The sequence below is a fragment of the Paenibacillus sp. JT22N1 genome, assembly GCF_059692155.1.
On record NZ_JCAUAW010000001.1, the window covers coordinates 636278 to 649288 of the forward strand.

General features: G+C 41.0%; 5 protein-coding genes. All 5 read left to right on the forward strand.

Annotated features, from left to right (window positions below):
• Positions 1-48: 48 nt before the first annotated feature.
• Positions 49-1056 (forward strand): substrate-binding domain-containing protein, encoded by a 1008-nt coding sequence (locus AC58UU_RS02830; protein WP_497312769.1) that lies wholly within the window; start codon positions 49-51, stop codon positions 1054-1056.
• A gap of 39 nt (positions 1057-1095) precedes the next feature.
• Positions 1096-2700, forward strand: a complete 1605-nt coding sequence (locus tag AC58UU_RS02835; protein WP_497312771.1) for a response regulator transcription factor — start codon at positions 1096-1098, stop codon at positions 2698-2700.
• A 12-nt stretch (positions 2701-2712) separates the two neighbouring features.
• On the forward strand, positions 2713-4491 hold the full coding sequence (locus AC58UU_RS02840; RefSeq protein ID WP_497312773.1) for a sensor histidine kinase: 1779 nt from the start codon (positions 2713-2715) through the stop codon (positions 4489-4491).
• A gap of 269 nt (positions 4492-4760) precedes the next feature.
• Complete coding sequence (locus AC58UU_RS02845; RefSeq protein WP_497312775.1) at positions 4761-5759, forward strand: substrate-binding domain-containing protein; 999 nt, start codon at positions 4761-4763, stop codon at positions 5757-5759.
• Positions 5760-5877: 118 nt separating this feature from the next.
• Entirely contained in the window at positions 5878-12846 is a 6969-nt protein-coding gene (locus tag AC58UU_RS02850; RefSeq protein ID WP_497312777.1) for a GH32 C-terminal domain-containing protein, read from the forward strand.
• The last annotated feature ends 165 nt before the right edge of the window (positions 12847-13011 follow it).

The window sequence follows — 13011 nt, forward strand, 5'->3', positions numbered from 1 at the left end:
GGTGGTTTGCTCGATGTGATACAGCCATAAAATAGGGGATAGTCTAATATGAAAAGTATTAAAGTATTATCATTTATATTAATTGCCGTTGCTTTGGTTGCATTTACCGCATGCTCTTCAAGTAAAATAACGGAACCTTCAAAAACATCTGAAGAAACGGTTGCACCTTTAGTAACAGAAAAAGCAGTACCGGCAAAAAAAGAGAAAGAAGTAGTGGTAGGATTTACTTTACAAAATTTAAGTAATCCATTCTTCGTTGCGATGTCCAAAGGCGCTACTGCAGGTGCTATGCTGCATGGTGCTGATGTAATCATAGTAAGTGCAGAAGGTGATTTGGCTAAGCAAACAGCTCAAATCGAGGATTTTATTACAAAAAAAGTAAGTGTGATTCTTCTAAATGCTGTAGATTCCAAAGGTATAGCAGGTGCTGTTAGTCAAGCTAAAGCGGCGGGTATCCCCGTCATTGCAGTTGACGTAGGTGCAGATGGAGGTGTGAACACTGTTGTAACCTCAGATAACTTTCTTGCTGGAAAATTAGCTGGGGAATATATTGTTAAGCGCTTAAATGGAAAAGGAAATGTTGTTGTCATTGATGGTCCTCCTGTATCTGCTGTAACAGATCGTATCACTGGATTTGAAGAAGCAATTAAAGCTACTCCAGGAATTAGGGTAGTTGCTAAACAAAATGGGTATGGCAACCGTGAAACATCGGTTACATTGATGGAAACCATTTTGCAACTCAAAGGAAAAGGAAAGATTGACGTTGTATTTGCAACTAATGATCCTTCTGGAGTTGGTGCTAAAATTGCTGTTGAACAAGCAGGTCGCGACAAAGAAATGTTTATTGTTGGTGTAGATGGAGCGCCAGATGCCGTTAATGCGCTTAAAGAAAAGAAAAGCTTTGTTGCAACCTCAGCACAGTATCCATTTGAAATGATTAAATTGGCAATGGATGAAGGCTTTAAAGTTCTAAAAGGCGAAAAGGTAGAATCGTTAATTAAAATTCCTGTTGACCTGATTACTCAAGATAATGTAGATACATACAAAGGCTGGTAGTATTCTCAATAAAATTTCGAAAGCATAGTGGTGAGAAATATGTATAAGATTATCATTGCGGATGACGAAGACAACGTAAGAGAGGGAATACGAGATAGTCTAAACTGGGATGAGCTGGGATTTGAGGTAGTTGGCGACTTTGAAAATGGACGTGATGTGCTCCAATCCCTTAAACATCTTCAACCTGATGTCGTTTTAACCGACATCAACATGCCCTTGATGGATGGTTTAGAAGTGTCACACTATCTCTTTGAACATTATCCTCAGACCAAAATAATTATTCTTACGGGTTACGATGAGTTTGAATACGCCCAGCAAGCCTTGAAGCTGAAGGTGCATGATTATATCTTGAAGCCGAATACGGCTGATGAATTATCTCAAATTCTCTCCAGAGTAAAGGCGGATCTTGATGATGAGAATCGTAAGGTGGAGGATTTAAGCAAGCTTAAGCAGCAGCTTAGAGAGAGTTTGCCTCTCGTCAGAGAGAGGTTCTTGAATCAGTTGGTTACAGGAGAACGACGAGAAAGTAAGCTTGAGGATAAGCTTGCCTATTTGGATATTAATTTATCGGGAAGCCATTATTTAGTCGCAGTGATTGATGTAGATGATCATGGAGAACTGCAAAGATTTTATCCCGAAAGCGAGAGCGAACTGCTATATTTTGCAGTGTGTAATATTAGTGGGGAAATTATTACAAGAAAAAAGAAGGGAATCGTGTTCCAAAACAATAATGAAAAAACAATTGTAATCCTCTTTGGCGAGAATAGGGAAACGCTCCGTGAAGAGGCCGTGCAAATTTTCGAAGAGATCAACCTATCGGTAAGAGAGTATCTGAAGTTTACAGTGTCAATTGGTGTTGGAGATATTTGCGCTTCTCTAAATAAAATTCATCATTCTCATAAAAGGGCTTCAATTGCTCTTGATTATCGCTTTTTTCTTGGAAAGAATCGGATCATACATGTCGGGGACATTGAAGGGGAAATGAGTGAGAGCATTCCTTACGATAAACATTGGGAAAGAAAGCTCGCTACTACCTTAAAGTCAGGAACTCAGCAAGAGATAGAATTGATCGCCCAGAAAATCATTGAAAATCTTAAGGAATCCTATCTGCCAATGGATCGCTGTTATATTCACATACAGCAAATAATCGTCTCGATTTTGGATGTTTTGGACGAGCTTGAGATTCGTGAAACACTTCATAACACATCTTCAAGCCCATTGACCGAAATTTACGGGTTAAAAACACTTGATGAAGTTGAAGATTGGCTGAAAAATTATTGTTTGCATACCACGGGTGCCATCCTCGAAACAAGAAACAACTTTTGCAAGATGCAAGCTTTGAAGGCGGAAGCATATATAAAGGAAAATTATGCGGATGCGAAAATTTCCATGGATATGGTTTGTAAGTATCTGGCTCTAAGCACAAGTTACTTTAGCCTTATTTTTAAAAACCATACCGGAGAAACTTTCATAAGTTATCTAACTCGGATTCGTGTGGAAAAGGCGAAAGAATTGCTTAAATGTACGGATTTGAAGACTTACGAAATCGCAAATCGTATAGGCTATGTTGACCCCCATTATTTCAATTTAATTTTCAAAAAAGCGACGGGTATGACCCCGACTGTGTATCGCAGAATGGTGTAAAGGGGCGTAAACATGGTAAGAAATCGAATCAGGCACTTTTTTCGTTTCAAAAGTATCCAGTCAACCATTGCTGTCGCTTTTTCATGCTTAATTGTGGTCACGATTACGGTGATTGCATGGATGTCATATCATCTTTCCACAGATGCAGTGAAAAAAAATTCACGGGACTATACCTACCAACTCATGGGACAAGTAAGCTCGAATATAGATAGTTACATCAATTATATGGACAATATTTCACGAATGGTTCTTTCCAATTATGATATCAAAGAGTACCTCTTGAAGCAGGTATATCTTGGTGCAATCGGCAAGGAAGATTTGAAACAGAAAATATCCTTCCAACTGAATACAGTGTTGAATACAAGAAAGGATATTTCGTCGATTCTTATATTTGGTACAAATGGAGAGATTATTCCTTACAATGAAAATATTAAACTAAATCCACAAGTGAATCCAACGGTACAAAGCTGGTATAAGAAGGCAATTGAAGCGAAGGGGAAAGTCGTTATTTCTTCTTCACATGTACAAAATATGATTCTTAACGACTATAATTCAGTGATATCCTTAAGTCGTGAACTGAGTAGTGATGTCGGGAATGAAAAGCTTGGCGTTCTGCTTGTAGACTTGAACTATAGTGTCATCAACGATATTTGCAATAAGATTAAACTTGGAAATAGGGGATATGTTTTCATTGTGGACGCAAATGGAAACATTGTTTATCATCCGGAACAGCAAATGATTAACAACAATCAGAAAATTGAATTGATCTCTGAAGTTATGCGTACTCCTGGCAGCAGCTTTGTGACTTCAGAAGGTAAAAATAGCCGGATGTACACGATTAAAACATCGCAAAGCACCGGATGGAAAATTGTCGGAGTCACTTATGTGGACGAATTAGTCTCCAATAAGAATGAGTTGCAAATGTATACTTTTTTTGGAGGTATAGGATTTCTTATCATCGTAGTGTTGCTCTCTATTATTCTATCCCTACGTATTTCAAGGCCCATTAAACATCTTGAAAGTTCGATGAAAGAGGTAGAGAAGGGAAATTTCGACATTCAGGTTGATATTCAAAGCTCCAATGAAATCGGGCACTTAAGTAATCGATTTAATCGAATGACGACAGAGATCAAAGAACTGATGCTACAAAATGTGAAGGAACAGGAGTTAAAAAGAAAGAGCGAGTTGCAGGTGTTACAAGCTCAGATTAATCCTCATTTTCTTTATAATACGTTGGATTCAATTATATGGATGGCAGAGACTGGAAAGTCGAAAGAGGTTATCCTTATGACAGCTTCCTTAGCAAAGTTATTCCGTTTAAGCATTAGTAAAGGACAAGAATTCCTTTCTATTTTTAACGAAATCGAGCATATCAAAAACTATTTGACGATCCAGAAAATGCGGTACAAATCTAAATTGGATTTTGAAATCAATGTGGATAAGAGTATTCTTTCCTATAAGCTGATCAAGATTATTTTACAGCCTCTAGTAGAAAATGCCATTTATCACGGAATAAGAAATAATGCGGGGAAAGGTAATATTCAAATAACTGGTATACGTAAGGGGGACCGTATTCTTCTTCAGGTCATCGATAATGGAATTGGAATGTCTCCAGAGGAGATCCAAAACATATACCAAAAAGATCGTACGAATGCGAAAGGTAGTGGTATCGGCGTGCAAAATGTGGATCAAAGAATCAAGCTCCATTTTGGCGAGCCGTATGGGCTGCATTTCGAGAGTGAATTCGGGAAAGGAACTACCGTCAATATTTGGCTGCCAGTCATAGAATAGAAGTAAATATATAGCCCTAGCCTGATTCATCATAACAGGCCGGGGCTTTTTTGTTCAGTAGAAAAATTTCAACACTTGCAAGAGAATTTTCTATTATTTTTAGTTTTTATCGAATGTATGATTAAGACACAGAAAACAAAACATCCACTCTTTAAGGGAGGTGAGGTTTCATTTAGGTAAGTGAATAAAGTCTTTATGCCTATCTTCACTTGGGGGATTTAGCAAGAAACTTATTGATGAAAATTATAAAAATACGGAGGAAATTGAAAATGAAAAACATGAAGATTTTGTTGTTACTATTTGTTGTATTTGCACTTACTGCTTGTGGTAAAGCAGTGGAAACCAAACCCGCAGCAGCAACTGGGGCGCCAGCGGAAACAGCTAAAGCTGCGAAAGCAGCAGATCCGACACCTGGAAAAAAAGTAGTTATCGGTTTGACCGTGCAAAACTTAAGCAATCCTTTCTTCGTGGCGATGTCCAAAGGTGCAGCAGAAGCTGCTAAGAAACACGGTGGTGAAGTAATCGCCGTTAGCGCAGAAGATAATTTGGCTACACAAACGGCTCAAATCGAAGATTTTATTACCAAAAAAGTAAGTATGATTATTCTAAGCTCTGTAGATACCAAAGGTATTGCAGCAGCGGTGGGTCAAGCTAAAGCAGCAGGTATCCCAATCATTTCTGTCGATACAATTTCTGAAGGCGGCGTTAATGCGAGTGTAACTTCCGATAACGTTCAAGCAGGACGTATAGCGGGTGAATACTTGGTTAAACGGTTGAATGGAAAAGGAAATATTGCCGTATTAGATGGTCCTCCAGTATCCGCTGTAACAGATCGTATTGCAGGATTTAATGAAGCTCTCAAAGCAGCTCCAGGAATTAAAATAGTTGCTAATCAAAATGGTAACGGTAATCGTGAAACATCGCTTGCTAAGATGGAGACCATCTTACAAGCAAACGGTAAAGGACAAATCGATGCCGTATTTGCTATTAATGATCCAACAGGTATTGGCGCCAAAATTGCTGCAGAGCAAGCTGGTCGCGACAAGGAAATGTTTATCGTTGGTGTGGATGGATCTCCGGATGCAGTGACGACACTTAAAGAAAACAAAAGCTATGTTGGAAGCTCAGCACAAAATCCATTTAATATGATTACAATTGCTGTTGAAACGGCATTTAAAGTTCTTGCTGGTGAAAAAGTGGAACCATTAATTAAACTTCCAACTGACTTCATTACGACAGAAAACGTAAAAGACTATAAAGGCTGGTAATATTGAGTCATTATTACCGATGTGGTACCTGCTAGCGGGTACCACATTGAAACATAGGTATGCTCCTATAGGATATTTATAACAATCGAACCATTATTTTATGAAAGGGGTTACAAAGATGGCGATTAGCGCCCGAAAGGTAAAAAGTAATGTTGCGTTAGGTCTAGCTAGTTTTATGTTATTTTCTAATGTGCTAGCTTTTAGCAGAATAACAACAGCCGCGAATGATTTACAACATCCTGTCATAATTGAGAATCCTGATTTTGAAACTGGCGATCTATCAGGATGGATGACAACCGGGAATGCATTTAGCGATCTGCCCTCATCTATCCAGAATTTTTTGGGAGACCATCCTTTTAAACAGAACGGGACTTATCATGCATGGGGATGGAATCCGGAGGCAGTAGATCCCAGCGATAGCAGCAAAAACATCTCAGATTCCAGAACAGGAACGTTGAAATCGAGTACGTTTAGGCTTTCTGGGAATGGCGAGGTTAACTTCTTGGTTGGCGGAGGCAATGATATCGACAATTTGTATGTCTCTCTCGTTCGCGCTTCTGATCATACAATCTTGTTTAAAAGCGCGGGGTTCGCATTGCCGGATCAATTTGAGAGATATGTACGAGTGAATTGGCAAGCTCAAGATTACAAAGGGGAAGATCTCTATATTGAAGTTGTGGACAATAGCACAAGTCAGCACATTAATGTGGACGATTTCCATGTATACAATGTAACGAATAGTATTGACAATCCAAGCTTCGAAACGGGAGACTTGAGTGGTTGGAACGCTGAGGGCGATGCTTTCTCAGTCTCAAACACGGTAGCTTATGGTGAGGATCAAACCTCTTATTATCAAAAAGGAAAGTACTTTGTATCGGGCTTGACCGGTGATGCCGGAAGTGCAGAAGCAAAGTCAGGTTCTCTGCAGTCTACCTCGTTCAAGCTAGAAGGAACAGGCGAAGTAAACTTTCTTATCGGCGGAACGAATGATATGGATCATACTTATGTTGCTCTAGTCAGAGAGTCCGACGATACAGAATTATATAGAGCAACCGGTTCTTCTCTAGGTGACGGTCCCGAATCCATGAAAAGAGTGATATGGGATGCTTCCACTCATCTTGGCGAAGTGGTCTACTTGAAAGCTGTTGATCTGGGTCAAGGACACATCAATATAGATGATTTTCACGTATATAATACAATTCATAACCTTGTAAACCCTGACTTCGAAACGGGCGACTTAACAGGATGGACCGTTGTATCCGGAGAAGTACCCGGTCAAGTTTCGCCAACCGTAAATTATTGGCATGAAAATCCGATTAATAAGACAGGTCAGTTCCATTTTTGGGGCGATGACATGAAGCAAGGATCTATCAAATCCAGTGAGTTTATCCTTGGTGGAACTGGCGAGATTAATTTCATGATGGGTGGCGGAAATCTCAATACGCAGTATGTTGCTTTAATGCGTGCTTCTGACAATACGGAACTGATGAGAGCAAATAATACACAATTTGCAGATTCGGAGGCGTATGCAAGAGTGACTTGGGATGCTTCGGCATACCTAGGCGAGCAAGTCTATCTAATGCTTGTGGACCAGATAGCAGCAGGCGGATGGCAACACGTGAATCTTGATGATATCCATGTTTATAATCTGCCTCATGACATTTTGAATCCTGACTTTGAAACCGGGGACTTGACGGGTTGGACTGTCACGAGTGGCGAGGCGCCTGGTCAGGTTACTTCTGAAGTTAATTACTGGCATCCTGACCCGATTAATAAAGTCGGTAATTACCACTTCTGGGGTGTTGATTGGAAGGAAGGCAGTATCCAATCAAGTAAGTTTGTGCTTGGCGGTAATGGTGAAATTAGTTTCATGCTAGGCGGAGGTAATTTCCCCCAAACGGAGTATGTTGCGCTTGTTCGTGCTTCTGACGGGAAAGAACTAATCAAATCCACGCATACTGCTCATGCAGGTTCTGAGGGGTATGATCGAGTTGTGTGGGATGCTTCTGCATTTACAGGTGAGGAAGTGTATCTGAAAGCAGTGGATAGCGTGCCTGGCGGCGGATGGCAGCATATTAACCTTGACGATATTCATGTATTCAACAACGATCCAGCCGATATCTTGAATCCAAGCTTCGAAACAGGCACTTTAGAGGGCTGGCAAGCTGCAGGTGATGCTTTTACAGGAACTGCTTCCGCTGAGACAATGTCGGGTGAAGACCCAATCAACCAAATAGGCAATTACTATATTCAAGGCTTAGCTGGCGCCGGTTCGGGTAATGCGAATGCAAGAACAGGCTCTCTCCAATCGTCAGTCTTTAAACTTGGCGGCAACGGTGAAATTAACTTTATGTTAAGCGGTAATCATGATCCGAATAACCTATACGTTGCGTTAGTAAACGCGGAAGACGATTCAATCCTATTCAGTGAGACACCGGCAAATGGTGAGGTAAACCCTGAATCTCTTCGACGGATCGTTTGGGATGCCAAAGCCTACTTAGGGCAAAAGGTGTTTTTGAAAGTTATGGACAATAGCCTAATAGGACATTTGAATGTCGACGATTTCCATGTTCGCAATACAGGTTCTCCCTCTTATGTGATGAATAATGAAGATTTTGAAAAAGGAGATTTATCTGGATGGACAGTAGGTGGCGACGCTTTTTCAGTTTCTGATCAGGACACTGATTCTTCGGGAATTGCCTACGGGCAACAGCGCAATTATCATGTTGTTGGAAATAACGAAGCGACAGGCACTTTAACATCCAGCACATTCAGGCTGGCAGGGACAGGGACTGTTAATTTTAAAATTAGCGGAGATATAGACGTTGACCATCTTTATGTGTCATTAGTTCGAGCATCCGACAATAAAGAATTGTTTAGAGCAACAGCTCACAACTCTAACAGTTATCAAACCGTTATTTGGGACGCTTCGAAATTTATAAACGAAGAGCTTTATTTCTCCATTGTCGACAATGTGGCGACAGGTCATCTCAATGTCGATGATTTCAACTATTATGTGTCTCATGAAGTTATGAATGGCGATTTCGAAAGCGGAGACTTACGAGGTTGGAAGATCGTTGAGGGTAACGCTTTTGATAATACGGTAACAACGCAAGATAAATTCTGGGGAACAAAGCCATTTAAGCAAAATGGACTGTATCATCTTTGGGGCTTTCAAGGCGGTGGAGACGGCAGAAAGGGAGTTATGGAATCCAGTCATTTCATCGCTTTGGGCGATAAGAATATCCCTACATCGGGAAGATTAACTTTCCTGATGGGCGGCGGTTCGGATATCGATAACTTATATGTTGCGCTAGTAAGGGATCGAACAGGCGAGATTCTTTTCACGACTACAGGCAATAGTGATGAACAATATTCAGAGCATGTTTTTGACGCTACCCCGTATGCCGGTGAAGAACTGTATTTCCGGATTGTGGATCAAACAACTGCCGGATGGGGACACATCAACCTAGATCGCTTTGTAACGGTGAATGCTGTTTCACAATTGGAAAACCCTGATTTTGAAACTGGCGATTTATCTGGGTGGACACTGGATGGTGAAGCATTCGTAGATTCTATCTCAAATTTAGCCGGGAATGGAAACTATGGAACGTATTATGTGAACGGGAATAAAGCGAGTAACCCTGCCTTGACAGGTACATTGTCATCAAAAGTATTCCAATTGACAGGGACTGGTATTCTGAGTTTTTTGGTCGCTGGAGGCAAGGATGCTGATCAACTGCATGTAGCCCTAGTCAGAGCTTCTGATCATATGGAGCTGTTTAGTGCCACGGGATCGGACTCAGACATATTTCAGGATGTTACATGGGATGCTTCAGCTTACCTAGGGGAAGAAGTATATTTTAAAGTCGTGGACAATAAGACCTCAGGCGCTTTTGGTTATATCAATGTAGATGATTTTCAATTGAGTATTCCGCGTGAAAACTATTCAGAACCATACAGACCACAGTTACATTACACACCTGAAAAAAATTGGATGAATGATCCAAACGGTATGGTCTATTATAATGGAGAATACCATCTGTTTTACCAGTATAGTCCTTTTTCCACATCCCCTGCTTTCGATAAGATGCATTGGGGGCATGCGGTAAGTACAGATCTTACCCATTGGAAAGAACTTCCACCGGCAATAGCGCCTGATGAACATGGTGCCATATTCTCAGGCAGTGCTGTAGTAGATGCGCATAACACATCCGGATTTTTTAATGAGGAAGGCTCCGGTTTGGTAGCGTTCTATACTCAAAATGGATCACAGCAGGTGCAGAGTATCGCTTACAGTAAGGATAATGGCAGAACCTGGACGAAATATACAGGAAATCCTGTCCTGTTGCCGGAAGCTGCAGCGGATTTAAGGGAACCTAACGGAACTGCGCCGGATTTCAGGGATCCTAAAGTATTCTGGCATGAGGCTACTTCCAAATGGATTATGTTATTAGCGGTAGGTCATCACATCGAGTTTTATTCATCGCCCAATTTAAAAGAATGGACTTATGAAAACTCATTTGGAACTGACGGACTTGGATCACATTATGGCATCTACGAGTGCCCTGATTTGATCGAATTGCCCGTCGATGGAGATCCAACCAAGAAGAAATGGGTTATGATCATTAGTATCGGTGATGGTAACGGAAACAGAAGAGATGTTGACCCTCAGCCTCCTGGCAAAGGATCGGGTATGATGTATTTTGTCGGCACGTTCGATGGCAAAACCTTTACACCGGATGAACGGCCAACTCCTGATCAATCCAATTGGTTTGACTATGGTTCAGATTTCTATGCAGCAGTAACATGGAGCAATATTCGGGATGAGCAAGAAAGACCCGTATGGCTCGGCTGGATGAGTAACTGGAGATATGCGAGCAATACGCCTACAAGTACTTGGCGGGGTGGAATGAGCATTCCGCGTACGGTTGAGCTTAAGACGACAACGGATGGAATCCGTCTGATTCAGGAGCCGGTTCAGCAGTTGGAAGAATTAAGAAAGCCGGTTCTGCATTGGACCAATTTCCAAGTTCAACAGGATAATAATGTATTGCAAGCCGTATATGGAAGTACAATGGAAATTGTCGCGGAATTTGGTATTCAGGATGCATCAGAATTTGGATTCAAGGTTCGTAAGTCCAACTCTCAGGAGACAGTGATCGGGTATGACACGTCAAGTCAAAAAGTGTTTGTGGACCGTACACATTCTGGAGGGCCTGACGTAAGTGATATTGTCCCTGTCCGACAAGAAGCTCCTCTCATTCCGGAAAATAACAAAATCAAACTTCATATCTTCGTAGATGAGGATACCCTTGAAGTGTTTGCAAATGATGGAAGAAAAGTTTTCACAGATCAAATATTCCCTGATTCGAACAGTAAGGGCCTTGAGCTATATGCTGAAAATGGGGAAGTGAACGTCAACTCTTTAAGTATTTATCAGCTTGACAGCATTTGGGCAGATAGGTCGATCAAGAAGCTTCAAATGGATAAAAGAAGCTACACGCTTGAAACGAATGGAACCCACTCAACCGTTGTATCGGCTCTTGTTTTAAGGCCAATGACTGAAACTGTAAGTCAAGCGGTATATGGCGGTGCCATTCATGATGCAAACAACTCTGTAACGGGAATCGTGTATGGAGGTTTGCAGGGTATGCCATTAACGGTATATGGATATGTCGATCTAACAAGCAAAAAAATTGTTACGGACCAAGCAGTATTCAAAAGCTCTGATCCTTCTGTAGCCATTGTGAGTGCTGCTGGCATAGTGTACGGAAAGCGACCAGGTCAAACCTTGATTACAGCTGCGTATAAAGGACATGTGACAACAGCTTCTGTCACTGTTTTTCAATCAAATGAATCTCATTCAGAATCTACGCCAGAAACCCCAGTAACTACAGGGGCGGGCACAACGCCAAACAATCAGGGCAGACTTGTTGTTCCGACTAGTGTACTTAATAAAATTGCTGTGGGTATAGTTTCGAAAGAGACGTTGAATAAAGCGTTGGATGCCGCAAGGATTGACGCTAAAGGCACCAAAAAGATTACAATCGAATTGGACAAAGCGGATGATGTTAAAGGGTATAGCATCGAGATACCATCTACGTTCTTATCGAGTAATCATGCTAATCGACAATTTGAAATTCGTAGTCCAATAGGCACGATGACTTTATCGAGTCAGATGTTTACCGAAGGCGCGTTCAATGAGAATGACAACATTGTATTAAGTATGACCCTTGTTGATCGTGATGCGGCTGGTAGCGGCAAACAATCTGAAATCGGAGCAAGACCGGTTCTTGAATTAATTGCCACTTTGAATGGTAAAGTTATTCCATGGCGTAATGCGGATGCTCCTGTACAGGTAGCTATCAATTACACGCCTGTAGCAGAAGAAATGAACAATACAGATCATTTAGTTGTCTGGTATCTGGATCCATCCGGCAGCATCGTGCCTGTTCCAAATGCCAAATTTAATAAAGCAACGGGTGAAATGATCTTTAAAACGATCCATTTTAGCTATTATGCAATTGCTTACGTGAATAAGTCCTTCGATGATCTTAATGATTATGCTTGGGCTAAAAAACAGGTCGAACTCCTTGCATCCAAAGGCATTATTCAAGGCACAACAGAGACAGCTTTTGCTCCGCAAAAGGATGTTACAAGGGCAGACTTTATTCTGCTGCTTGTACGCGCACTTGAATTAACGGCCCAAGCGGATTCCAGCTTTGATGATGTTAACTCTGATGATTATTATTATGAAGCGGTCAGCATCGCCAAAAAGCTAGGTATTACCAATGGCATAGATGGAAGTCATTTTAACCCGAATGCTTCCGTTACAAGGCAGGATATGATAGTTATGCTGAATAGAGCGATGGCTACAGCGAAACGCGATGCTGCCAAAGGTGCAAAATCGGATTTGAATGTATTCCAGGATAGTAATGATATTTCGTCATATGCGATTGACAGTGTTTCTTCTCTTGTTAAATCCCATATTATTGAAGGAAATAATGGGAAGATTCATCCATTCGATCATACGACGAGGGCTGAGACGGCTGTAGTGCTTTACCGATTATTGTTACAGGAATAAGCGCAGCTAAGACGAATGTGTTGGTGTGAAGAGAAGTAACAAGATATAGCCCTAGCCTGTCATAACAGGCTAGGGCTATTTTGTTAAGTGAGAAAATTTCAACAGTTGAGAGAGAATTTTCTATTATTTTTTGTATATATCACAGGTATGATTAAGGTGAAAAAA

Excerpts from the sequence above, each read along its gene's own strand:
- AC58UU_RS02830 (WP_497312769.1), top strand. The coding sequence starts at position 49 with ATGAAAAGTATTAAAGTATTATCATTTATATTAATTGCCGTTGCTTTG.
- AC58UU_RS02835 (WP_497312771.1), top strand. The coding sequence starts at position 1,096 with ATGTATAAGATTATCATTGCGGATGACGAAGACAACGTAAGAGAGGGA.
- AC58UU_RS02840 (WP_497312773.1), top strand. The coding sequence starts at position 2,713 with ATGGTAAGAAATCGAATCAGGCACTTTTTTCGTTTCAAAAGTATCCAG.
- AC58UU_RS02845 (WP_497312775.1), top strand. The coding sequence starts at position 4,761 with ATGAAAAACATGAAGATTTTGTTGTTACTATTTGTTGTATTTGCACTT.
- AC58UU_RS02850 (WP_497312777.1), top strand. The coding sequence starts at position 5,878 with ATGGCGATTAGCGCCCGAAAGGTAAAAAGTAATGTTGCGTTAGGTCTA.